Genomic DNA, 24,851 nt, shown 5'->3' with positions numbered 1-24,851 from the left:
GCGTTGCCATTAAAGTTCAAGACCAATATTGGAGATTCCAGCTTCCAAGGCAAGTGCTTTCATTTCGTCTGCCGCTTTCGCTGGGTATTTGGCTTGCTCTACATAATCAAGCAATTCGTTTTGTACCTCAACTTCAAACTCCATCAGCGGATGCCCTTTTACAGTCTCGTCATCGGCTTCTTCGCTTTCTAGCAAATAGGCTTCTACGCTGCCTTGCGATAACTTGCTGATGACCACTGCGCCTTGCGGATCGTCGCCTGCCATCAAATTTAGCAAACCAGCTAGACCAATAGCTGCATCAATTGCTGGATAAACGCCATAGTTGTCATGCTCACTGGTATCAGGTGTAGCCACTTCAACTTTCTCAAGCTGTACCGCAACGTTGAATTTGCTCTTGGGTGATTTCAACGTTTCCCACACCAAATTCAAACAGTTGCGCAATGCGCTTGCATCACCACTTTCCGTTAATTCACAGAAAAGCGTGTAGTTGGGTAGCATACGCTCAAGTAATGCAGCACCGAATGCAACGGCTTTCCAGCCTTCCAAGGCGCGAACGCGCCCAAAGGTATTAAGTTTTTGCTTTGCCATTTAAAGGGCTCCAGTGGCATGCATGAAATATTGGGTAACGCCATCCAGCAACATTTGGATAGCAATCATAACTAGGATCATACCCATTAATCGCTCCATCGCAACTAGACCGCGCTCCCCCAGAATTTTATGGAACACATTTGAAAATAGTAAGATCACTGCGCTTATCGACCATGAAGCCGCAAGCGCAATCGACCAGTCAGCCATTCTGTCTGGCGCTTGGTTGGCAAGAAGAATAAGCGCAGCCAGCGTTGAAGGGCCCGCTATCATAGGAATAGCTAGAGGTACTAGAAAAGGTTCTTCACCTACAGCTAATCCACTGGGGTTGCCCGATGATGGAAAAATCATTTTAAGCGCAATAAGGAACAGAATAATTCCCCCAGCGATACTTACTGTCTCTTGTTCCACGTTCAGAAAATTGAGAACCGATTGGCCACTGAACAAAAAGAGAAACAGGATGCCAAGAGCAAATAATAATTCTCGAATTAGGATGACTTGACGACGCTTTGGTTCTATCGATTTGAGTACCGACATGAACACAGGGAGGTTACCTAAGGGATCCATGATCAAAAAGAGCATGATGGCAGCAGACCAAGTATCCATTTATTTACTGTCTCCGGTTGTGAGGCTAAGCCCGTTTGCGCGTAAACCATTGAGTATAACTCAAAGTTCTTACAGATGGTCGTTTTAGGCGCGCAATGGTAAACCAAGCTGACTTAGTTAAAAACACCTTTTAAGGCATGATTGTTTTTCATTTATCTAGAGCCTGCAAAAAATACTCGAAAAATAACGAAAGTGCGCTTTACTAAAGCGTAGGGAGAAGTGTTTGTCATTTCTAAGCGGTGTTTTCGCCTTATTCACGGTCAGAATTCAAACAGCCCAATTGGCTTTTTCTACACCTTTTGGATAATGTCTTATCTCCAGAGCTTTTGATGTAATAGTGGGTAACATCATTTTGTTTAACGTTATGTTCTGCGCTTTGTTCGGCGTTGGAACCTGTTAATCCTCAATAAGAACAACCAAAAATAGGAAATATTGCAATGAGTTTGATGACTGTTAAAGAAGTGGCTGCTTTTCTTGGCGTACAAGAAGTGCGCGTAGAGCGCCTTGAGCGTGAAAGCCTTTTGGTTTCGAAAGATAAAGACACCGACGGTAACCCACTTTTCGACAGCGGCGACGTTGAACGCTATAAAACGCTAGCCGAGCGTTTAGGCGGGATCTAATTTACAGAAAAAGGGCGTAATTTTTTGCAAAGTCACGACCTTTTTATTTTTTTGCGCGAAGCGACGTTAGTTCAAGTAACGCTATTCGCTTTGCCTCTACTCATCCACGTGGCACAACGTGCGACGTTTAAAAATAGAGTAGAGTAGCGTTCGACAGCCATTGGAGGCGTCGAACGCTATTTTATTTATGCACTGAAGTCTTTCAGCATTCTCGCAATTGAGCGAATACCTTTCGCTGTTGCCCCTACCGGCATTTCAGATGTTGCCCCGCCATGGTAAGCAGCGGCTAAATCCAAATGTACCCAGCCTTCTGGCTTAACAAAGCGTGATAAGAAGCCCGCAGCGTTTGATGCACCGCCACCACCGCCACCTTTCATCGGGCGACTGTTTGCTGTATCTGCGAACGCCGATGGACAGCGCTCTGCGTGGAAATCTTCAAGTGGTAGCGGCCAAAAACGTTCGTTTTCTGCCTTCGCTGCTTTAAGCATTTGCTCGCGGGCATTATCATCTAACGAGAATACGCCATGGTAGTCAGAACCCAGTGCAACCACTGCAGCACCGGTTAGTGTTGCTGCATCAATAATCAGCGGTGCGCCCGTTTCCGTTGCCGCCATAAGGCCATCAGCCAACACTAAACGTCCTTCAGCATCGGTATTAACCACTTCAACGGTTACCCCATTTTTATAGGTAAGCACATCACCTAACTTATAAGCGTGACCGCTAATAAGGTTTTCGGCACAGCACAAAATAAGCTGAATACGCTTTTCACTGCCTTGAGAAATAGATAGCCCTAATGCCCCTGTTACCGTCGCTGCGCCGCCCATGTCACATTTCATATCTAACATGCCTTCGCTTGATTTAATGCTGTAGCCACCGCTGTCGAAGGTGATGCCTTTTCCAACTAGCACGGCATCAACTGGCGCATCCGTATTACCTGTTGGGTTGTAATCAAGTACCAGCATTGCAGGCGGACGTTCACTGCCGCGGCCCACATTATAAATGCCAATCCAGCCCTGCTCTTTCAGATCTTCACCTACCGTCATTGAGTAAGTGACCTTGTCACCACCCAGTGACTTAAGCCACTGTGCTGCTCGGGTTGCTAAGGTTTCAGGGCTTAGATCTTCAGGTGTTTCGTTTACCAGCTGACGGGTAAATAGTAACGCCGCATATTCTTGCTCTAGCGCTTCTTTGTCAGCCGTTTCGGCCCATTTTATTGACGCTGGTTTGCGCGCACGCGTGAAGCTAAGTGCAAAAGCCCACTGCTGCTCTTTGTGCCAATCACCGCTTAGCGTAACTGCTGGCAGGCTTAAGCCATCTAGCTTTCTCGCCGCTTGCTGAATTAAACGCTCATTAATCTTGTCGTCAGGCAGGTGAATAACTGCACCTGATTCAGTGAAAGAAAGCTTAGCACTCTCGCCCCACACTGCTTCAGCACTGTTTCTAGAAAGGCTAACGGTAAATTCTGCCATCGCGTTTTATTCCTTATTACATCGTTATATTATTGCAAAGCGCTTTTTGCGCTTGCACAAATGTTTGTTACTCTTTGGCGCCTTGTTTACTGCGCTTGTTGTTCGCTAAGCGCATACGCTATACGTGCTCGTTCAAAAGCACACATATCAATTAGCGAAACACACTAACGTGTTTTCACCTACATTCTAAAAAAGGCGACACATGAAGTTTTCACCTTCCTTATTACGCGGCACCCTTATAAAAAGGTACAAGCGATTTCTTGCCGATGTTGAGTTAGACGACGGCACTATTGTAACTGCACATTGCCCAAATACTGGCGCTATGACTGGCTGTGCTGTTCCTGGATACACTGTCTTTTTAAGTGAGTCCACCAACCCTAATCGAAAACTCAAGTATACATGGGAGCTAGCCCAAACATTTGATGGTCACTTCATCGGCATTAATACGCACAATGCTAATAAACTGGTGGCGGAAGCGCTAGATAACAAGGTGCTAAGCGAATTTTCAGACATCACAGATTGGAAAGCAGAAGTAACACCTCCTACCGCCAATAGCCGGTTCGACTTTGCATTAACCCGAAAAAATTCTGAACATCAAAGTGTTACTGAGTATATGGAAGTTAAATCCGTCACCTTAGCAGATGAAAACAAAGGGTTCTTCCCCGACGCAGTCACTCAACGCGGCGCGAAGCACTGTTTAGAACTTGCGCGTTTATCTGACAGTGGTATAAAAACCAATCTAATATTCTGCGTACAACACACCGCCATCGAAAGTGTACAAGTGGCCGAGCATATTGATCTAACTTATGCGGAAAGCGTAAAGATTGCCGCAAACGCTGGCGTAACGGTTTTGGCGGCAAGCTGTATAATAGACGAACAAAAAATCCTATTAAATCAAACACTCCCTTTGATTTTATAAAAAATAGGTTGATTTTTTTCATTTCGCCTTCATATTTGCGCCTTGTTTTAGTGGGAGAACGCACTAATGCGTTTGCTGGTAGCCAGCGGGCTAAATGAAAAAACACCTGGCTAATTTATGAAAGCAATACACCAGCATAATAATTACATAGACACGATTGATTGCCTGAAGTTGTCGAGTCTGATATAGATATCGGTCCAATCAGGACAAGATGGATGTCGTAGTGTAGGAGATGTGGCAGATGCCAACAGGAAAAGAAACAAAATCCCTAGGACTATTAGCGCTGGCAGGTTTACAGCCGTACGAGCCAAAAGCTGACGAAGAGTACATGGGCGAGCCCCAAATGGAGCACTTCCGTCTATTGCTTAAAGCATGGCGCAATCAACTTCGTGAAGAAGTTGACCGTACAGTAACGCACATGAAGGATGAAGCAGCAAACTTCCCTGATCCTGTAGACCGTGCAGCTCAAGAAGAAGAGTTCAGCCTTGAGTTACGTACACGTGACCGTGAGCGTAAGCTAATAAAGAAAATTGAAAAAACGCTTAAGCGAATTGAAGAAGACGATTTCGGCTTCTGTGACCAATGTGGTATCGAAATTGGTATTCGTCGCTTAGAAGCTCGTCCTACAGCAGATTTATGTATCGACTGTAAGACCATGGCTGAAATCAAAGAAAAACAACTTCAAGGTTAAGTTACTAGCCTCGATTACGTTGATATAGAAAGCCTCATCCCGAAAGGATGGGGCTTTTTGTTAAGCCTTTATTATGCATAACCACTATGTAGGGCGCTTTGCTCCCTCTCCATCCGGCCAACTTCACTTCGGTTCGTTAGTTACCGCTGTTGCCAGCTACCTAGATGCCAAAAGCCATAACGGAAAATGGCTGCTACGCATGGAAGATATAGACGAGCCGCGCTGTATTGAAGGTGTAGATAAAGACATACTCTCTACCCTAGAAGCCCACGGCCTGTATTGGGACGGCGACGTCATCTATCAAAGCCAACAACATGCCCGTTATCAGGCGGTTCTCGATGACTTACTCACACAACAAAAAGCCTATTTTTGTACCTGCACACGTAAGCAAATTAAAGCCATGGGCGGTGTTTATAACGGCCACTGTCGAACTGAGCCAGTGCACTCCACCACACAGGATTGTGCAGTTCGTTTAAAAGTAGATACGCAACTTGAAGCCTTTGATGATGTGCTTATGGGCAAAGTTATGCCCTCTAATTCAAGTACTGATTTAATAGCGGAAGACGTAGTGCTGAAACGACGAGATGGCTTATTTTCGTATAACCTTGTCGTGATTTTAGATGACGTATTTCAGCAAGTTAACCATGTCATTAGAGGGTGTGATTTAATTGATGTCACGCCTTTACAGCGCGCCGTGTACCACACGCTGGGCTATTCTACTCCTGAATACGGTCACGTGCCGGTCGCTGCCGTGGCACCAGGCAGAAAACTAAGTAAACAAAACTGTGCAGCGCCAGTTAAAAACGAAACAGCTTTAGATAATCTCGTGCGTGTGATGCACTTTTTAGGCTTTTCCTTTCCAAATGCGTCAGAATTTGGTGATATTGATTCGGCGCTTAAGACGGCTATTTCAATGTGGAATAGGAAAAAAGTAGTGAACACACCCGAAATTATTGTTCCACAGCATGAATCCACTTATTATAGCGAACCTTTATAGTCTGCGGAGATACCATCATCATTCATCGTGTTTTTAAATCTGTTAAGCGCGCTTTTTCAAAAGAGAGTTCGTCTCCTAACGCTTTAAAGCCAAGGACTATGACCCGTGGAGAACACGGTATATCTCGCGAAGACGTAAGCGCAAATGCATTAAAAGTAATGTATCGCCTTAATGGAGCTGGCTTCGAATCCTATTTGGTAGGAGGCTGTGTACGCGACATTTTGATGGGTCACGAACCAAAAGATTTCGACGTGGTGACGAACGCCACACCTGAACAAATTAAAGGCTTGTTCAGAAATTGCCGCCTTATCGGCAGGCGCTTTCGTTTGGCCCATATTGTGTTTGGCCGTGAAATCATTGAAGTAGCCACGTTCCGCGGGCATCACCAAGAGTCAGACGAAGACGAAAACCTTCCCAAGGGCAAGGCTGTCGCAAAGCGCGACGCTCACGGTCAATTAGTACGCGATAACGTATTTGGCACCATTGAAGAAGATGCTGAACGCCGTGACTTTACCTTTAACGCCATGTATTACAGCGTGGCAGACTTTACGGTAAAAGACTTCGCTAATGGCTTAGCCGCCATAGAAAAACGAGAAGTTGAGCTTATTGGCGACCCGGAAACACGCTACCGTGAAGATCCGGTACGCATGCTACGTGCGGTGCGCTTTGCCGTTAAGCTTGGCATGCGCATTGAAGCAAAAACCGCTGCACCGATAAAATCTCTGGCCAACCTTTTACAGAACATTCCACCTGCGCGCTTGTTTGAAGAAACCCTTAAACTGTTTTTATCGGGTAAGGGAGAAGAAACTTTCTTAATGCTGCACGAATACGGCTTAATCGAGCCTTTGTTCCCTCAGCTAACGCCGTTTTTGAAAGATGAAAACAGCCGTGAAATGCAGTTTGTACGTCGCGTACTTGCCAATACCGACGAGCGCATTAATAGCGACCAGCGTGTTACGCCAGCGTTCCTTTATGCCGCACTACTCTGGTATCCGGTTGAAGAAGAGTCACAACGCTTACAAAGTGAGTCTGGCTTAAATGCTCACGATGCATTTAATATTGCGTCAGGCGAGGTTATCGCACGTCAAACACAACGTATTATGATCCCTAAACGCTTCTCTACCGTGGTTCGGGACATCTGGATTTTACAGCAACGCCTACCTAAGCGCTTTGGCCGTCGCGCTTTCCAATTGCTCACGCTCCCTAAATTTAGAGCTGGCTATGACTTTTTACTTGCCCGCGGCCAGATTGAAGGTGGCGATCTATTAGAGCTAGCTCAGTGGTGGACGCACTTCCAGCACGCTGACAACGGTAAGCAGAAAGGCATGCTTAACGCCCTTCGCAAAAGCGAAGGCGGCGCAAAAGGTGCCCCGCGTAAGCGCAAGCGTAAACCAGCGAAGCGAGGTCCTGATGCATAAAGAGCACGTGTACATTGGTGTAGGTAGCAACCTTGGCGATAGCCAGGGAAAAGCCCAGCGCGCGTTTGATGCGATAGGTCAAATCGAAGACACCCGCGTACTTAAAACCTCTTCACTTTATTCTAGTAAACCGATGGGGCCGCAAGACCAACCTGACTATATTAACGCGGTGTGCTTAATTGAGACCTCGTTAAAGCCGCACGGCTTATTGAAGCAGCTGCAACGCATTGAGCTGGAAGAAGGCCGTGAGCGCAAAGGTGAGCGCTGGGGACCACGCACGTTGGATTTGGATATTTTGTTGTACGGCAGCGAAACTATCGACACCGCAGACTTAATCATTCCCCATTACGGCATGGCAGAACGCGAGTTCGTTATGGTGCCGCTGTTTGAAATTGCGCCCAAAATGGTTATGCACGATGGCAAACCCATCTCGGCATGGGTCGCTAACTGCTCGCTGGATGGACTTCGTCGCCTGCGCTCTTCCAATTAGCGGCAAAATCCGTATAGTTCGCCACACGATACCAACAATATCAATCTGAGACATGTCATGAAGAAAGTAACTGTATCGGGCTTGCTTAAGAAAAAGCAGGCCGGGGAAAAGATCACCTCTTTAACCGCTTACGACGCCAGCTTCGCCAAAATGTTCGACGAACAAGGCGTTGACGCCCTTCTTATCGGCGACTCTTTAGGCATGGTCCTTCAAGGTGAAGACGACACCCTACCGGTAACCATCGATGACATTGCCTACCACACGAAAAGTGTGCGTCGCGGCACTGAACGCGCCTTCGTATTAGCCGATATGCCGTTTATGTCTTACGCCACTCCTGAGCAAACCTACGCCAATGCAGCAAAGCTTATGGCTGCAGGTGCAAGTATGGTTAAGATGGAAGGTGGAAGCTGGCTGTGCGACACCATCAAAGGCTTAAACCTGCGCGGCGTCCCTGTGTGTGGCCATTTAGGCTTAACGCCTCAGTCAGTGCACGTATTCGGTGGTTTTAAAGTACAAGGCCGCGAAGCGAGCCAGGCTGAAAAACTGCTTAACGAAGCGAAAGCGTTGGAAGAAGCCGGTATTCAGTTATTAGTGCTTGAGTGCGTGCCTTCATCGCTAGGCAAAGCGGTTAGCGAAGCCCTAACCATACCGGTAATCGGTATAGGCGCAGGCAAAGATACCGACGGTCAAATTCTGGTGATGCACGACATGTTTGGCATCAGCGCAAACTATATGCCGAAGTTCTCAAAGAACTACCTTGTAGAAACCGGCGATATGCGCAAAGCCGTATCAAAATATATTGAAGATGTGCAAAGCGGTGCGTTCCCATCGGCTGAACACAGCTTCGAGTAACGAGGTAAATTATGAAGGTGGTTGATAGTATTTCAGCATTGCGCGACACCGTAAATACGTGGCGTCGAAATGGTGAAACCGTAGGTTTTGTACCCACTATGGGCAACCTGCACGATGGTCATCTCAAACTAGTTAAAAAAGCGAAAGCGCACAACGACAAAGTGGTGGTTAGCATTTTTGTTAATCCCATGCAATTTGGTGCGAACGAAGATTTAGACGCCTATCCACGCACTATCGAAGAAGATAAAGCTAAGCTTATTTCTGTGGGTGCTGACGCGGTGTTTTTACCTAGCGTAGCGGAAATGTATCCGGCAGGTCTGGATGCGCAGACGTTCGTTGAAGTGCCCGGTATTTCAGACTCGCACTGTGGCGCCAGTCGCCCTGGCCATTTTCGCGGCGTCGCTACCGTGGTGACCAAGCTTTTCAACATGGTACAGCCCGACGATGCGTTTTTTGGTGAAAAAGACTTCCAGCAGCTACAAGTTATTCGCGCGTTAGCTCGCGATTTATCAATGGCAGTGAAGGTTCACGGTGTGCCTACTGAGCGCGAAACGTCAGGCCTAGCAATGAGCTCTAGAAATGGCTACCTGACAGACACTGAAAAAGCGACGGCGAGTGCTATTTTTGCAGAAATGCAGCGCTTAAAAGCGGGCATAGAAAGTGGTAACACCGACTTTGTTCAGCTTGAAAATGCCATGGTCAGTAACCTTGAAGCAAAAGGCTTTAAGAAAGACTACTGTCAGGTAGTTAACGCCGCTACCTTTGAACCAGCTAGCAATAGCGACAAAGAATTAGTTCTGCTTGTTGCTATGTTTATGGGAAAGACGCGCTTAATTGATAATATGCAAATTACGCGAGATTAAGCGTAATACCAATCCTCGCGGATAAACTCGAACTACAAAAGAAAACGCCCGATGCATGACTCCTAAACAGAGCCTGTATCGGGCGTTTTTTATATGTAGCTGTTAAAGTCGGCGGTTAAGATGCAACGGTTTCTGTTTCGCGAACGAAATCCATTAGCTCTTTCCAAGCCTGTGTCTCTTTCGCAATTAAGTGTTGCTCAGCCAAAATTGCGGCCAAGTCGTTATGGCTAGTAAGCGGATTCGCTAACACTACGCGAAACACGGTAATACACTGGGAAGGGTAATCAGGCGCTTCCAGGCGAGTACGAGACACAAAAGACTTACCTGCTTCACGCTGCTGCTTTTGTACCGCAACAACAAGGGCATCAACCTTCTCATTAATAGCGTTGCGGGTTTTAGCATTCACATGCTTCAGCTTTTCCTGCACTTCAGCGGGACAAACGCGATAGGTCAACAAAGAGAGAATAGGAGTTGTCGTCAACTCGAAGTCTTGGGCCTTATCAATCATCTGCGCAAAGTCTTTGGCTTTATCAATGCTGCGATCAATAAGTAGCTCGTACCCTTTGCGACCGAATATATGCAGCGCCGAGTACACCATCATGGCCATACCGTTGCGGGAGCCTTCAAGCGTGGTAGCACCTAAGTCTTTAGAGCCTGCACGCAAAATATATTGCGCGTGATGTCTTACCGCATTGGCATTTTGTGGGTCTTTGAAAAGCGCCATTCCTGCGCCCATTGGCACGTACATTTGCTTATGTGCATCAATAGTCACTGAGTCTGCGCGTTCAATACCTTTTAGTCTGTCGCGATAGCGCGCCGAGAACAGCGTAGCGCCGCCCCAGGCTGCGTCTACATGGAACCAGCAGCCTAACTCTTTGGCTACGTCAGCAAGCTCGTCTAGCGGGTCTACGTGCCCTGTTTCGGTGGTGCCGCCTACCCCAACGATAGCAAGAAGCTTATTGCCTTCCTCTTGATAACGTTTACCAATGCGAAGGGCTTTTGCTGGATCTAGGGTTTGCTTTGGCGCGGGCACAGTTAATAATTGTTCGCGGCCTAACCCCAATACATCCACTGCCTTTGACAGCGAGTAATGCCCACGTTTACTGCACATCACGCCTAAATTGTTAATGTCGTAGTGACGATAGGCAGCGGCAAGACCTGCTTTTGCCACGCCAGAAAACCCTTTTTGTGGGCCTAGTAGTTTGTTGCGAGCCACCCATAAGGCAGTGATGTTGGCAATGGTTCCGCCAGAGCAAAATGCCCCCAAAGAATGGGCCGCACTGTGAAGATGGTTGTCGTAAAAGCTTTGAGGCTGATCGTACACAAGGTTGTGCATCATTCCCAGTACTTGACGTTCTAGCGGCGTGAAAGCTTTAGACGTTTCTATTTTAACCAAGTTCTGGTTAAGCCCGACCATTAACTTAGAAAGCGGCAGGTGAAAATAGGGCAACGCTGAGGTCATGTGACCAATAAAGGTAGGCGAGTAAGTATTAACTGAATGCGCAACAAGCTTATCTAACAAGCTTTCAGCATGAGTAGACACAAACTCGGGTGACTCAGGCACCTTGGAGTCTGAAAAGTCTTTTTCAATTTCTTCTAACGACGTCTTTTTTGTCACTACGTGCTGCGACAAAAAATCTAAGATATTGTCAGATAAATGCTGCTCTATTTGAGCCAGCTTTGAGTCTTTGTGTTCAGGCTTGGTAAAGACCCTAAACAGGTGCTCTAAACTAACTTGCGCTTCACCCACTCAACACACCTCATACTTAAAACAATCACACATTTCGCTTACATTTATTGGGCGAAATCAACAGGCGGTTTTGTAGGACACCGGCCTGACACTTACTTTTCCTTTTAGCCAAATAGCATTCGACACAATTACTTTGCGACTGGTGCAGCTATTTATCCAACATATCCCTTAACGGTACATCGGCTGGGCTAATGCGCGTTGACGCGGTCCATTCGTTGCCAAACCTGAAAACTTATCACAATACTTTCAGGGTGTCGCACTTTACATCAGATTGCAATGCTCGCCAAGGGTTAGCGCACGGCATTTAAGCGACTATTAACGTTTTATTACATGCAAAAAACTTATGAAGCGGTTAACTCTGCACACGTATTTAAACGAATTCCCCCGAATTTTGTACCGCAAATTTTATCAGTCTCTACTATATTTAATTTATGAATAGTACCAACACGGGTCTCTCGTATTGGTTTTCCATCTTCTAATTGCGAGCCTAAGTAGCCATTGAACTGACATTCAAGCATTCATCGCTGCGATAAAGTACTGCTTCAAAGCAAGGGGGTCTGTTTATGCCCATTCGTGAAATTTCCGAGGATTTCTCTATCGATGATATCGTGCCTTATTTTCAACCCATCGTTGACTTACAAAGCCAAGGAGTATGGCGCTACGAGTGCCTGGCACGCTTGATAACCCGAGGTGATAAGACTTTTTTACCTAGCGAATTTCTCTACCTTATAGAGCGCGAACAACACGTAAATACACTTGCAGCGAGCATGTTTGTGCAATGTGCCAGCTATTTTCACGACGTTAATATCCCTTGGAACATCAATATAACTGCCAATGACCTTCACAATGTAGAGCTTACTAATACCCTCATCACCCATTTAGCAAGCTATCCCACGCCGGAGCGTGTAAGTATAGAAGTGAGTGCTTCTACTGCCCTATCCAATCCGAAAAGCCTTACCGCATTTATCGAAAAAAGCATGCATGTGGGGCTGGGCGTTTTCATCGACAACGTTGGATCATGCCCAGGTAACATACGAGCGCTTATGAACTTGCCGGTTCGGGGGATTAAGCTCGCTGGCGGGCTAATTAAACACTATGACGAACAAGAGGCAGTGAGGGAATATGTAGACTATCTGCTGTCGCTATGTGAACGCCATGGAGTAAGCACTATTGCCGAGCACGTAGAAGATGAGGCGCATCTAGAACGCGTAAAACGCCTGCCCATTCGTTATGCACAGGGGTATGTGTTTAGTCCGCCCATGGCGAATGTGCGAAGTGCCACTGCGCGCCATTAACAAGCGAATTATACAAATTTGAATAACAAACGGGGCGAGCTTTTCATCTCACCCCACTTTTACAGCTTTCAGTATTTCTTGCTGCTATAGCAGACTCAGCCTTCTTCGCTACGGCAGTTAAGCTGCCAGCACGATTGACCGCTCCCTCGGTACTTTCGCTCAAACGGCGTCATGTGATCATCGCCAGTGACTTCAGATAAATCAGATACCATGCCGTAATGTTTAGCCGCTTGCGCAAATTCCATTAAATAAATAAGCCAATTGCTGCGCACCTCAATATTAGGGGTTATTGCCATTAAATCGACCATAGCCGCACTTCCATGCCAGCGCTTTTGAATCTGCGTCTTTTTAGGATAGGGGTTCGGATACAACAAAAAGTGCTGAGTCACGTTCCAATTAGACTGCTTTACTAAGCGCCAAAAGTCGTTCACATCGGCACGAATGACCCGATAGTTATCTTGCTGTGCACTGTAATGCTCGTGTTTATCCACCCGCAGCGCCGACTTATCGATACCGATAACACGCGCATCGGGGTTTGCTCTTGCAATATTCGCCGTACTTTCGCCAACGCCGCAGCATGAATCTAAAATGATCTCGCCGCTAAAGCCATCAAGCCACGCACTGACTTCGTCAAAAGCGGCTTGTGTATGGTCGCTAATCGGTCGCTTATTTTCACTCGCTTGGTACTTTTTCACTAAGTTGTCTAACTTATCGTGAATACCTACCTGCGATGTTGTGATTTCTCTAGAATTACCGCTGGCCATTAGCTACGAATACCTTTACCCGTTTTAAGTAGGTAGTACGCCACACCAAATAGCAGTGCATTAAAGCCCACTAACAAGGCAAGCGACAAGGTTACATTTACGTCAGAGAACCCTAAGAACCCATAACGAAACCCGTTGACCATATACACAACAGGGTTCGCCTTACTCACCCACTGCCAGAATTCAGGCAATAGGGTAAGTGAATAAAACACACCACCTAAGTAAGTTAACGGTGTTAATACAAACGTTGGAACCACGCTAATATCATCAAAGGTCTTCGCAAATACCGCATTAATTAAACCCGCAGTCGCAAACAAGGTAGAAGTGAGTAACAACGTGAGCGCAATAATGCCCAAATTGTGTATTTGAACATCAACGAAAAACAGCGACACTAAGGTTACGATAATACCTATCAGTATGGCGCGGGCCACGCCGCCGCCCACATACCCAAGAATGATGACCGAAGTGGGTACTGGTGACACCAACAGCTCTTCAATATTGCGCTGAAATTTAGCACTAAAAAATGAAGAGGACACGTTGGCGTAGGAGTTTGTGATCACCGACATCATAATAAGGCCGGGCACAATAAACTCCATGTAAGTAAAGCCGCCCATTTCGCCGATACGGTTACCGATGAGGCTACCGAATATCACGAAGTACAAACTCATTGTAATAGCTGGCGGCACAAGGGTTTGTACCCAAATGCGCAAAAAGCGCGTACATTCTTTTATCCAAATAGTGGTTAGCGCCACATAGTTTTGCTTAAACCAACCCACGTTTTCTTCTGTGTTCATTTGTGTACTTTCAGTTTTCATGTTTTTCACCTTTACCTGCTGTGGGTTTAGCCAGCTTGCTTCGCTGATTCAACTAAACGCACAAATAGCTCTTCAAGGCGATTTGATTTATTGCGCATGCTCATTACTTGAATGCCCTTTTCACTTAGCTGGGTGAAAACCGGGTTCAATCCTTCCGTTTTCTCAACATCAACTTCAAGGGTATGGTCGTCAATCAAACGGTGTTCAAAGCCCGTTAGTAGGTCATCTGTCGTCGTCATGCCCTCTGGTATTTTGATATCCAACACAAAGGTTTCTAGGCTTAGTTTAGACAATAAAGCTTTCATGCTGGTGTTCTCGACAATGGTGCCCTTGTTAATAATGGCGATATTGCGACACAGCATTTCTGCTTCTTCAAGATAGTGGGTAGTGAGGATAATCGTGATCCCCTGACGGTTAATCTCTTCTAAGAAACCCCACATAGAGCGGCGAATTTCAATATCTACGCCCGCGGTTGGCTCATCTAAAATAAGCAATTTCGGCTCATGCATGAGTGCTCGAGCAATCATCAGTCTTCGCTTCATACCACCCGATAGCTCACGCGCGCGGGCATCGCGTTTTTCCCACAGGTCGAGCTGAGCAAGGTATTTTTTAGCACGCTCTTTCGCAATACTGCGCGGTACGCCGTAGTAACCTGCCTGATTCAATACAATTTGCAGTACAGTTTCAAATTGGTTGAAATTGAACTCTTGTGGCACCAGACCAATGCAGGCTTTGGCTTGCTCTTTTTGCGTTGTGAGGTCATAACCAAACACCGACACACTGCCATTGGTTTGGTTTACAAGTGAACTGATAATACCAATAGTGGTAGATTTACCCGCCCCATTTGGGCCAAGTAATGCAAAGAAGTCTCCTTCTTGTACTGTAAGGTCGACGCCTTTTAGTGCCTGTACGCCACCTTTGTAGGTTTTGGTTAACCCTTTAATGTCCAACGCTTTCATGATTTGCCCGTAGTGAGAGTGTGATCACTAAGACGTATTGACCTTTGATGCAAACCAAAGGTCAGCACGCCCTAATTAACTTTAGTGAGATGCAGTTATCTGTCGCTAACAACTTACAACCAACGAAGTGTAACCTAGTTCATGCCATTAAATGAATACACTCGCGTTTAGTGGTTGCTTTAAACAGTTTAAGCTTTCGTCTTCTAAATGAGAGCGAAAACGCCTTTTTTCAACCCCAATAAAAAAGCGCCGCGTACCGTTGGGGTAGTACGCAGCGCAAAGGGTAGCTTAATACCAGTCTGAATAGATAATTGAGACTTTTACGTAGAAGTTCAGCCTTACCGCTTCCACGGCACTGTTTCCCCTCTCCCAGTCTTTGAAGAGGCTTCTACAGTGCAATCCGCCTCGCTTGCCTGGCACTTAAAAAAAGCAGTGCGCTAAACTCGACGGACAAATACTATTAAACCCGTTATTAATGGCAAAAAAAGCGCGCAATTGTGGAAATGTGGTGGTGATTTAAAATGCCTGTACAATCAGCATGTAGAGGAACGCGCAGAGCCTTATTCAAAGTCGCGTTTCTCAATGTTATACCAGCTAAAATTTCACGATGGCCACTCACAAATATGGCGTAAATGAGGCAGGCTTGAGGATTTTATGCCGAACTTAGGCAACAGCTGTCATTCATAGGTATAGTGTGCGCTCTATCAGAATTATATTTGCGGGTTAATGTATGCCAAAGACAATTGCATTAGTGGAAGATGACGCGGCCATTCGCGAAAATTACATTATGGCGCTTAAAGCGCAGGGCTATAGCGTGAATGCCTATGAGGACAGGCCTTCTGCTGCTGAAGCGTTTAACCACACCTTACCCGACTTAGCCATTATCGATATTGGTTTGAAAGATGAAATTGAGGGGGGCTTTATGCTGTGTCAGCAACTGCGAGGCCTATCACAAACCCTACCTATCATCTTTTTTACTGCACGAGATAACGACGTAGATACTATCAGCGGCCTTAGAATGGGCGCGGACGACTACCTGACTAAAGATATTAGCATGGCTCATCTGCTAGCACGCATTGCAGCCTTGTTCAGGCGTACAGACTTACTTGCTGCCCCCACAGAACAAAAAGATGAGCTAAAAGTGGGCGACTTAAAAGTAGACGTGTCGAGAATGACGGTAAGCTGGCAGAACCAGCCCGTTTTGTTAACGGTAACAGAGTTTTGGATGCTGCATGCGCTTATTAAGCGCCCTGGCCATGTGAAAAGCCGCCAACAGCTCATGGATGAGTCCAGAATGGTGGTAGATGACACCACTATTACTTCGCATATCAAACGTATGCGTAAAAAGTTTGTGCAGCTTGACCCAAACTTCGATCATATCGACACCGTATACGGCATGGGATATCGCTGGCAGCTGTAGCGGGCTTTCGACTAAAACTGCGTTTCGTCTGATTAAAAGATAAGGGCAACCGACTAAAAACATGGGATTTCGCTTTTCAATACGCCTTCAGCTTATGGTGCTGTCGCTGTTCTTATTCACCATACCCTACTTAGGTTATAACTATGTATGGGAGCTTGAGCAGTATCTGCGAAACGGTCAAGAACAAACCATGATTGGCACGGCACGAGCTGTTGCCACTGCCCTTCACGAGCGTCCCGCTTTATTTGATAGCCAATCAGCGTATCTTCAAGACGTGCGCCCCGGAACAGATCTTTACGCGCCACCTATCCCGTCCCCCATTCGACTTGATGGCGAACTTAACGACTGGCAGCAAGTCAGCGAGTTAATGAGTGAGTATGGCAGTGGCGAAGTTATTGAGTACTACAATGGCTACGCGGGAGAACCTACCAGCTTGTCGTTTAAGCATATGGTGGGGCGCTACGGTCAATTTCTGTATGCCATGTTTGAAGTCAGTGATGACGTGCTGCTGTGGCGACAACCCAATAGTTTAAGCGTGGAGACTGGCGACCACTTACTTGTGGGCATGGAAACTCCACAGGGAGAATTAGCAAGGTATGTTGTCGCCCCTTATGAAAGTGGCTGGGTAAATGCGTACAAGCTCGCAGATAACACAACGACAACTCGGGCGGTAGAGAACGCGCTCTCTATTCAAGGCCGATGGCAAGAGACTGCCACGGGCTACAACATTGAACTGCGCTTTCCGCTATCAATGACCACAGGCGGCTTAGCATTTTCAATTGTCGATGTGGACGACAGGGCAAGTCGATTGAAGCAGTACGCGTTAGGTACGGCTAATACAAAAGAGCTCGCTGAATTAGGTACTGTTATCACTCCTTCCCCTGAAATTGAGCGCATTCTGGCAGGTTTAAAATATGCCGATTCACGGGTGTGGGTCGTAGATAAACACAAGCGGGTACTCGCCCGCGCTGGTGACATTCAATCGGCCACTGGTATTGAAGTAGATGAAAAAGAAACCTCTTCAAATGCAATTTGGCACTGGGTTGAAAGTGAGTGGTTACTTCCACTTTATTATCAGATTCTTACGCGGCCACCTGCCGACTTTATTGACGAGCTAGACGATGCTTATGCATTGGTAGGGCAGGATTTAGGCACGGCGCTGAATGGCCAACCCGATTCACTATGGCGTTTGTCACCCGATAACAAAGCCATAGTACTCTCCGCTGCCTACCCAATTTTTATTGAAGGCAACGTAATGGGGGCGGTTATTGTAGAGCAAACCACCAATGGCATTCGTACTTTGCGTAACCGGGCATTAGAACAGCTCTTTCACGTGATTTTAGCAGTGATGACCATAGGTACATTAGGGTTACTGCTGTTCGCTACGCGAATTTCAAACCGCATTCGCTCCCTTCGCGATAACACCGAAGCGGTGATAGATGATAATGGCAAAATCATTGGAACCCTGCCGGTATCAAATCAGCGTGATGAAATTGGTGATTTATCCCGTTCATTTGCGGATGTGCTTTCGCGGTTACAGCAGTACAACTCCTATTTAGAAAACATGGCATCCCGCTTGTCTCACGAACTTAGAACGCCCATTGCCGTGGTAAAATCATCGCTGGATATGCTGACTCAGGTTAATGACGCCGACCAACAAGCCGTTTTTGTTGAAAGGGCGCAATCAGGGGTGAACCGCCTAAGTACAATATTAAACAGTATGAGTGAAGCCACCCGATTAGAGCAGGCCATTCAACAAGAAGATTTAGAACCATTCGACTTAGTTAAGGTGATATCTGGGTGTATTGCTGGTTACGAACATGCCTATAGCCATCGACGCTTTAGTTTTACCCACAATGCTGATACTGCGCGCATACTTGGCTCCCCTGAACTTACGGCTCAAATGTTCGATAAAGTTATCGCTAACGCCGTAGATTTCAGTGAAAAAGAAAGTGAAATCCAAGTCAGTATTACGGTTAAGGACAAGCAAGCTGAGCTAACCATTAGTAATACCGGACCGCTCCTTCCAGAAGGAATGAGGTCTCAGTTGCTTCAGTCTATGGTGTCGGTGAGAAAAGAAAACGATGTGCAAAATGCCTCTTCACCGCACTTGGGGCTAGGGCTTTACATTGCCAACATCATAATGACCTTCCACAAAGGTCAGTTATCTTTATTCAATCGGAAGGATAGTACAGGTGTAGTCGTCAGCGCACGCTTTCCTTTGATGTAAATGAATGAAAAAAACGTCCAACTCGGTCTATAGTTAAAGTCTAATAAACTTTGCTACATAGATAGCGAAAGCCGAGCACATACCTCATACCAGTCCGCATAGGTTATTATCTATACGGATTGGTATTGAATAGGCTATACGTAGTCATATGCTTTCGTGTCAACAAAGGACGCATAGCGCTTTGCCTTTCTGTCAAAGGCTAAAGCCATTATAAAGAATGAATTACAATGCAAAAAAACAACACGTTATTGATTAAATCCATGTCATTTGCGCTTTCTATTTTCTTTACTTCTCATCGAAGGGCGAGCACGTTCAACATAACTAGTTTTATCACAGGTACATTCACATCGAGCGCTCTCTTACTAGCCGGCGCTACCCTTTCATGGGCACATGCCGCTGATACATCCTTATCAGCAACGCCAACCATTTCGATATACGTTAGCGACGCCAATGGGGAGCCTGTGAAAGATATGGTGTTAACCCTAACGCCTAACTTTACGCTTGCATCAACACCACAGCGTGAAGAAGAGCCCGCCATAATGAATCAAATCGATAAACAATTTGCGCCTCACGTGCTTGTTGTTCAATCAGGCACAGATATTTCGTTTCCAAACGCAGATAATCTTTTTCATCACGTGTATTCCTTTTCTCCTACAAAACAGTTTGAGCTAAAACTCTATAAAGAGTTTACCGCTGAACCGCTTCGCTTTGAGCAAGCTGGTATTGTAGATATTGGCTGCAATATTCACGACTGGATGCTGGGCTATATTGTGGTAACCGACAGCCCATTTTTCGCAAAAACCAATGAAGAAGGCGTAATGAATGTTTCACTTCCGGTAGGCGAGTACAGTGTTATGACCTGGCACCCGCAGCAACCTGATGTGAAACTATTTAACAGCGCAACATTGCATATCACCAACTCACAAGAATACAAATTCGTGCTTGATGCAGTTTTCAGTGACGATGACTTCGACGAAGGATTTGGCGATTATTAATGCGTAATGTCTTTGCCTTAACCGTCTGTTTGCTTTGCACGAGTTTAACACTTCAGGTTCACGGAGAAACCAAGGCCCTAGTAAGAACAAGCTTTGTGGCAAAAGATGATTCGCGAAGCTTTCAGCAAATGGGGACCGGCCATCAGCGTTATGAAAGTAACGGCATACAGCTCTCTCATGCTGCAGTGATAGCTGACTTTATGTTAGCGGATAGTTGGTCGGCAGTTGGCGTCATCAATGGTTATAGCGATGGGGAACAAAAGGTTGGATTCTCCGAACTTTACCTAAAATATCGCCCGTTAGTCGCATCCAGCATAAAGCCTGAAGTAAAAATAGGGGCATTTTTTCCCGCACTCTCAGCGGAAAATACCGACGCGGGTTGGTTATCGCCTCATTTTCTGAGTAACTCAGCAATTAATAGTTGGGTGGGTGAAGAACTAAGAACGGGCGGTATCGAAGTAAGTCTACGACAAAATGGCAGGCAAATAAGAAGCCACTGGTCATGGAAAGTATTAGGCAGCGTGTTCAAAGGTAATGATTCCACCGGCACTCTGCTTTCTTGGCGAGGGTTTGCCCTTCACGACAGACAGTCCGTTTATAATGATCGCGTAAACTTCCTCCCCATTCCCGGCGTCGTCGATGAAGATAAGTTAAACGCACCGGCATGGACTGAACCCTTCAGGGAAATTGACAATCGGTTTGGGTACTACGTAGGAGCTCACTTAGCCTATGCTAGAAAGGCCGAGTTGCGTTATTACTATTACGACAATAATGCAGACCCGAACATTGTTGACCCAGACCGCATTTATGCCTGGCATACGCGCTTTCATTCATTAACACTGCGATATTTACCACGACCTGAGTTAACGGTGTTTTCTCAAGTGCTACTAGGTGACACTTTGATGGGGGAGCATATCGTAGACAACGATTTTTCCAGTGCGTATATCGGTGCGGCATACAACCTAAAGCAATTAGGCTGGGAAGATTTAACTTTAGCCATGCGTGGGGACTGGTATCAGGTGGTGGATAACGATGATGTTATGTATGACCCGAATGGAAGCAGAGGTAACGCCTTTACCGTTAGCTTAAGGTACGACATTACCGCTTATTTATCCGTTAGCACAGAGTGGCAATTAAATTCAGGGCATCAGGAGAATTTGCGTTTTTTCCAATCCGACGAGGACTATAGAGAGCAACTATTTCAGCTGGCGTTCACTGTAACTCTGTAGCGACGCGACTGGTGTTCGTCCTACCCTTTGGCCACTTCAATTAAATCAAATTTTGTTTCGCTGTCTCCTTTCACCATCACCTGACACTGTCCCCAAGAGTTTGGAATTTGCCAGACATGCGCTTCGGCAACCGTGAATTTTTCTCGATGAGTATCACAACGGACTTCAACGGTATCAAGTTCGCCTTGGATGTTGCCAAAAGCAAACTTACTTCGCACAAGAGTGTGGAACCAATTCCCATCACTTCCTATCGTTACGGGCACGGTTAAGTTTTGCTCAGATGCAATAGATTCTTCAATCTGACTAATTAGCGGCGCGATCTCGCCAATACGCGTTTCTTGCGCTTCCATGTCTTGAAGTGTGGTGTAGGATTTTAATGCTTCTGCATAATACCCGCGCTGAGCATCGAGTATGACTTTTCTCTGAAGGGTGTATGCCACATAATCTTCATCAAACACCATGTTATTGAAGCGCTTACTACCATTGCTGGCAAGTAATCGCGTTAGGCTTTGCGCTTCCCTCTCTACGTCGCCTTGTTTGCTCGCTATATGAGACTCCAAGTTTAGCAACCACGTATTTTCATAGCGGTTTAGCGTATCCCAACCTAGAAGCTCTTTAAGTGCTTCATCAGCCGCGTCAACATCACCCGCATTAAAGCGCTCGTCTGCGTCTTTATAAGCTTTAATAAATTTGCGTGTGGCACCGCTTTTTCCGCTTATAGCGAAATCCATTTGGACTGCTTGATGACACTGCTGGGTAGGTTCGCCATCTTTGATCGCAGGGTTATACTGCCATTTTTTAACCGCTGACAGTGCACTGCGTTTGAACGAAGGGCTTCCAAAGAAGTCTTCTACAACAGGGTCTTTCACTCTGCCTTCTTCGTCGATAACGTAGCTTAGCCTAACCCAACCTTCTCGGCCTTTTCTAATGGCTTGAGATGGGTATTTAGGATCGACACGTTTCAAAGGCGTCGCTGGTGTAAATGCGCTTATGCGCTCTACTTCATCAGCTTTCGATTCTGCGAGCGCTTTTTCTTCCAGATCATCACATGGGATACTCAGTTCCTGTGCAGCTGCACTTGCCGTGAAACCTGTAGCGAGCAAAGCCGCTAAAACGAGCGACGATTGGGTTTGCTTAACAATACTTTCCTGGGCTGAATATTCTTTTCTTAGTGCTTTTTTCCATAAATCCTGTTTCATATTTATCATCCTTAATAATGGCTAAACATTACGAGTGAATTAGCGCTAATTCTATTTTTTAGACGAACTCTCAAGCGACGCATCGGGTACGTTTTTGATCATCATTTGTTCTTTGCGTTTCATCATCATCTTGGCAAGCCTACGCATGCTCACCGTGGTGTCTTTTTCATCTACGATATCGACACCTAGCAAGCGTTCGAGCAGGTCTTCTAGCGTAAGCACTCCTTCTAAACCGCCGTACTCGTCAACCACCAGTAACATATGCACGTGCTTATTGATGAAGTGCTCGAAAGTGACTGACAGCGGCATAGTGTTTAACACGGTAACCATATCTTTTGCGTATTCAGAAAGCGGCTTATCAGTGTTACCTCTGGCTTGTGCCACCAATAAATCAGAACGCATCACAAAGCCGGTAATGTTTTCTGAGTCGCTGTCTTCAAACACAGGGATACGAGAAAATTCTATATTGGCGTGCTTGTGGAAAAAGCCTTCTACCGTCATCGACTCCGACACTTTAAATAGCGCCGTGCGGTGGGTAATCGCATCTTTCACTTTCAGCTCGTGCAAACTTAACAAGCTTTGCAGAAACGCCGCTTCGTGATTCGCTAGCTGACCTTCTTGCCCCGACAACTCTGCCATGGCGTGAAGCTCACTACGGCTTAGCCCGCGAAGTGGACTGTCTTCTTTAAAGCCTTTCGTCATTAGCTCAGACATTTTAACGAACGGCATAAGTACAATTGAAAGGTATTTAAGAAAATATGCGGTTACTGGCGCTAGTGTTCGCCAATAGGTTGCGCCAAGTGTTTTAGGGATAATCTCAGAAAAAATAAGAATAAGGAGTGTAAGGACTGCTGAAATAACGCCTAGATAGGCGTCACCAAATACTGCTGCCGCTTGCGCACCTGCCCCGGCAGCCCCCATAGTATGAGCAATAGTGTTTAGCGTTAATATTGCTGATAAAGGCGTATTTATATTATCGGTTTGCTTACGTAGTAGCGCACCACTGGCTTTGCCCTCTTTCTCTAACACAGAGATATAAGCGGACGAAACACTCAGAATCACAGCCTCTGCAATGGAGCACAAAAAAGAAAAGCCCAGTGCAATGAAGACGTACACAATAAGTAAAAGCATGTAGTTATTCCAAGCGTCCTTGTAGGTTTAAACGCGTTTTAATTTTAATAAGTTGAACGACTATTATGGATAATAGAGCGGGATATACAAGCGCTCTATGAATATCATTTGAGCGCTTTATTATGAAAGGCATCCGCTGGGCTACTGTTAGCCGCAGCACGCCGAATGTTGCTCTTGGTTATGACGGTGTTGCTGCAGCTTTTTCAGACCCAGCCTTAACATTAACCCCGCCAATAAAATCGCGCATAGCCCATAAATCACCTGAACGTCTGCACCGTGCTCATGAACATGGCTTTGCGTTTTGATCATAGAGGCTAAAGAAAACGAAGCTACTAGGTAGTTCAGTGCGTAACCAAAACCAATACTCGCAGAGATAACACTGAAAAGGTAAAGCACTAACGTTCGCGTGCCCATTTCTTGTTTGATCATTCCCATCGTTGATACGTTAGTGGCGGGCCCCCCCCTTAAAAAAACTAAAAAAACACCCGGCGATAAACCCCCCGCAAGAAACCCAACCGCGAGTGGCGTTGATGCTGTAGCACATATGTACATAGGAATGCCGATTAGCGCCATCACTAGCATGGCGACCACGCCATCACCCCATTGCGTTAAAAAGTCGGTGGGTACCCACGTTTTAATTGCCGCGGCAAGTGCTAATCCAATTAATAACCATATCACAATGTCTTCAAGTAACTTGCCACTGGCATATGAAAGCACGCTTGTGATTTTCGAAGGCGAAGACTCTTGTTTGGGCTTGTCTGTGCTTTCGTGGTTATGAGCATGTGTTTTTTCGCTTGCACAACAGGACGTGCTGGCCTGTATTTGCGGCTCTGATTTAGGTGCTTGCTTTGAACCACAGCACGATGACTGCGTCGCCTCAGATTGTCGTTGTTGAGCCTCTTCTGCTTCTGCGAAAAAACGCACCATCAATCCAGCATAAATAGCGCTTGTAATGGCCGCGATGGGTCTAACAATGGCATACAACGGTCCAAGCAATGCATAGGACACAGAAACACTGTCTACGCCCGTCTCGGGCGTAGACACTAAAAACGAGATAGTGGAAGATTTAGATGCACCGCTACGCCTAAGCCCAAGTGCCGCTGGGATAACGCCGCAAGAGCACAGAGGTAAAGGCGCACCAATAACCGCGGCCTTTGTAATTGAGCCAAACGATGAGCTGCCCATGTGCTTTTCCAAAAACGAAACGGGTACCAATTCGTGCATGATACCCGCCACCAGCAAACCGAGAAGTAACCAAGGCGCGGATTCAACGAAAAGTGCTAGGAAATTTTGTCCAAGTAAAATGATATCTGACACAAAGCCTCACAGGTTATTTTGTTGAAAGGTAACGTTGAAGAACGCGGCTTTTGACAACAAAAATAACGGTGTTTTAGAACGGTAAGTATAATAACAGATATGCTGCATGACAGAAAATCAGCAAAACTGATTAACCTGATTTATGCGAGTGCGTTTTGCTTTTAAAAGAAAGAAAAATGGCCAGCACAAATGCACTGGCCGAATGTTGACTGTCTCGAAAGTGTAATTTTAAACCAC

At 46.1% G+C, this 24,851-nt stretch carries 23 protein-coding genes; 13 read left to right on the top strand and 10 right to left on the bottom strand.

Features of this window, described 5'->3' with window-relative positions; genetic code table 11:
- Window positions 1-9: 9 nt before the first annotated feature.
- Window positions 10-588 carry a YjaG family protein gene (locus MHM87_RS09215; protein WP_239258755.1) on the bottom strand — a complete coding sequence of 193 codons (579 nt, stop codon included), beginning with the start codon at window positions 586-588 and terminating at the stop codon, window positions 10-12.
- A complete protein-coding gene (locus MHM87_RS09210; protein ID WP_014977587.1) occupies window positions 589-1,191 on the bottom strand; it encodes a YhgN family NAAT transporter in 603 nt (200 codons plus the stop codon). It lies immediately after the preceding gene.
- 437 nt (window positions 1,192-1,628) lie between these two features.
- On the opposite strand from MHM87_RS09210, the gene MHM87_RS09205 reads away from it, so the two are divergent.
- Window positions 1,629-1,811: a hypothetical protein gene (locus MHM87_RS09205; protein ID WP_014950994.1), complete on the top strand. Its 183-nt coding sequence runs from the start codon at window positions 1,629-1,631 to the stop codon at window positions 1,809-1,811.
- 185 nt (window positions 1,812-1,996) lie between these two features.
- On the opposite strand, the gene pepB is transcribed toward MHM87_RS09205, so the two are convergent.
- Complete coding sequence (gene pepB, locus MHM87_RS09200) at window positions 1,997-3,280, bottom strand: aminopeptidase PepB (protein ID WP_239258753.1); 1,284 nt, start codon at window positions 3,278-3,280, stop codon at window positions 1,997-1,999.
- Between the two features lie 202 nt (window positions 3,281-3,482).
- On the opposite strand from pepB, the gene sfsA reads away from it, so the two are divergent.
- From sfsA to panC, 7 genes are all read left to right on the top strand, one after another.
- On the top strand, window positions 3,483-4,199 hold the full coding sequence (gene sfsA, locus MHM87_RS09195) for a DNA/RNA nuclease SfsA (protein ID WP_239258751.1): 717 nt from the start codon (window positions 3,483-3,485) through the stop codon (window positions 4,197-4,199).
- A gap of 241 nt (window positions 4,200-4,440) precedes the next feature.
- On the top strand, window positions 4,441-4,890 hold the full coding sequence (gene dksA, locus MHM87_RS09190; protein WP_014950997.1) for an RNA polymerase-binding protein DksA: 450 nt from the start codon (window positions 4,441-4,443) through the stop codon (window positions 4,888-4,890).
- A gap of 73 nt (window positions 4,891-4,963) precedes the next feature.
- On the top strand, window positions 4,964-5,887 hold the full coding sequence (gene gluQRS, locus MHM87_RS09185; RefSeq protein WP_239258749.1) for a tRNA glutamyl-Q(34) synthetase GluQRS: 924 nt from the start codon (window positions 4,964-4,966) through the stop codon (window positions 5,885-5,887).
- A gap of 98 nt (window positions 5,888-5,985) precedes the next feature.
- Window positions 5,986-7,305, top strand: coding sequence for a polynucleotide adenylyltransferase PcnB (pcnB, locus tag MHM87_RS09180; protein WP_239258747.1), 1,320 nt, complete (start codon window positions 5,986-5,988; stop codon window positions 7,303-7,305).
- The gene (folK, locus tag MHM87_RS09175; protein WP_239258745.1) at window positions 7,298-7,795 is read left to right on the top strand and encodes a 2-amino-4-hydroxy-6-hydroxymethyldihydropteridine diphosphokinase; all 498 of its coding nucleotides are present in this window, start codon (window positions 7,298-7,300) and stop codon (window positions 7,793-7,795) included. Before pcnB ends, folK begins: the two co-directional genes overlap by 8 nt.
- Before the next feature lie 57 nt (window positions 7,796-7,852).
- On the top strand, window positions 7,853-8,647 hold the full coding sequence (gene panB / locus MHM87_RS09170; protein ID WP_239258743.1) for a 3-methyl-2-oxobutanoate hydroxymethyltransferase: 795 nt from the start codon (window positions 7,853-7,855) through the stop codon (window positions 8,645-8,647).
- Between the two features lie 11 nt (window positions 8,648-8,658).
- Complete coding sequence (panC, locus tag MHM87_RS09165; RefSeq protein ID WP_239258741.1) at window positions 8,659-9,510, top strand: pantoate--beta-alanine ligase; 852 nt, start codon at window positions 8,659-8,661, stop codon at window positions 9,508-9,510.
- 115 nt (window positions 9,511-9,625) lie between these two features.
- Here panC and panP read toward each other — a convergent pair whose 3' ends face one another.
- Entirely contained in the window at window positions 9,626-11,260 is a 1,635-nt protein-coding gene (gene panP, locus MHM87_RS09160; protein WP_014977595.1) for a pyridoxal-dependent aspartate 1-decarboxylase PanP, read from the bottom strand.
- Window positions 11,261-11,823: 563 nt separating this feature from the next.
- Between panP and MHM87_RS09155 the strand changes: the two genes are divergently transcribed.
- Window positions 11,824-12,555: an EAL domain-containing protein gene (locus tag MHM87_RS09155; RefSeq protein WP_014951004.1), complete on the top strand. Its 732-nt coding sequence runs from the start codon at window positions 11,824-11,826 to the stop codon at window positions 12,553-12,555.
- Between the two features lie 95 nt (window positions 12,556-12,650).
- On the opposite strand, the gene MHM87_RS09150 is transcribed toward MHM87_RS09155, so the two are convergent.
- Genes MHM87_RS09150 through MHM87_RS09140 form a run of 3 tightly spaced genes read right to left on the bottom strand, consistent with a single transcriptional unit; the run spans window position 12,651 to window position 15,093 of the window.
- A complete protein-coding gene (locus tag MHM87_RS09150) occupies window positions 12,651-13,319 on the bottom strand; it encodes a methyltransferase domain-containing protein (protein ID WP_239258739.1) in 669 nt (222 codons plus the stop codon).
- On the bottom strand, window positions 13,319-14,134 hold the full coding sequence (locus MHM87_RS09145; protein ID WP_239258737.1) for an ABC transporter permease: 816 nt from the start codon (window positions 14,132-14,134) through the stop codon (window positions 13,319-13,321). The genes MHM87_RS09150 and MHM87_RS09145 overlap by 1 nt, the downstream gene beginning before the upstream one ends.
- Window positions 14,135-14,160: 26 nt before the next feature.
- On the bottom strand, window positions 14,161-15,093 hold the full coding sequence (locus tag MHM87_RS09140; RefSeq protein ID WP_039226809.1) for an ABC transporter ATP-binding protein: 933 nt from the start codon (window positions 15,091-15,093) through the stop codon (window positions 14,161-14,163).
- Between the two features lie 730 nt (window positions 15,094-15,823).
- Here MHM87_RS09140 and pdsR point away from each other — a divergent pair.
- The 4 genes from pdsR (at window position 15,824) to MHM87_RS09120 (ending at window position 20,967) form a co-directional block, all read left to right on the top strand.
- Entirely contained in the window at window positions 15,824-16,513 is a 690-nt protein-coding gene (gene pdsR / locus MHM87_RS09135; RefSeq protein WP_014951008.1) for a proteobacterial dedicated sortase system response regulator, read from the top strand.
- Window positions 16,514-16,574: 61 nt separating this feature from the next.
- Complete coding sequence (gene pdsS, locus MHM87_RS09130; protein ID WP_075177858.1) at window positions 16,575-18,743, top strand: proteobacterial dedicated sortase system histidine kinase; 2,169 nt, start codon at window positions 16,575-16,577, stop codon at window positions 18,741-18,743.
- 227 nt (window positions 18,744-18,970) lie between these two features.
- On the top strand, window positions 18,971-19,738 hold the full coding sequence (locus tag MHM87_RS09125; protein WP_239258734.1) for a methylamine utilization protein: 768 nt from the start codon (window positions 18,971-18,973) through the stop codon (window positions 19,736-19,738).
- Between the two features lie 95 nt (window positions 19,739-19,833).
- The gene (locus MHM87_RS09120; RefSeq protein ID WP_239258732.1) at window positions 19,834-20,967 is read left to right on the top strand and encodes an outer membrane beta-barrel protein; all 1,134 of its coding nucleotides are present in this window, start codon (window positions 19,834-19,836) and stop codon (window positions 20,965-20,967) included.
- Window positions 20,968-20,987: 20 nt separating this feature from the next.
- On the opposite strand, the gene MHM87_RS09115 is transcribed toward MHM87_RS09120, so the two are convergent.
- The 3 genes from MHM87_RS09115 to MHM87_RS09105 all read right to left on the bottom strand — a co-directional run bounded on the left by MHM87_RS09115 (window position 20,988) and on the right by MHM87_RS09105 (window position 24,614).
- Window positions 20,988-22,166, bottom strand: coding sequence for an energy transducer TonB (locus MHM87_RS09115; RefSeq protein ID WP_239258730.1), 1,179 nt, complete (start codon window positions 22,164-22,166; stop codon window positions 20,988-20,990).
- Between the two features lie 51 nt (window positions 22,167-22,217).
- A complete protein-coding gene (locus tag MHM87_RS09110; protein ID WP_014951013.1) occupies window positions 22,218-23,297 on the bottom strand; it encodes a CNNM domain-containing protein in 1,080 nt (359 codons plus the stop codon).
- A gap of 147 nt (window positions 23,298-23,444) precedes the next feature.
- The gene (locus MHM87_RS09105; RefSeq protein WP_239258728.1) at window positions 23,445-24,614 is read right to left on the bottom strand and encodes an SO_0444 family Cu/Zn efflux transporter; all 1,170 of its coding nucleotides are present in this window, start codon (window positions 24,612-24,614) and stop codon (window positions 23,445-23,447) included.
- Window positions 24,615-24,851 lie beyond the last annotated feature (237 nt).

This window comes from Alteromonas sp. Cnat3-28 (genome assembly GCF_022348265.1).
GTDB classification, from domain to species: Bacteria; Pseudomonadota; Gammaproteobacteria; order Enterobacterales; family Alteromonadaceae; genus Alteromonas; species Alteromonas macleodii.
This window is presented reverse-complemented; position numbering and strand designations above follow the sequence as displayed.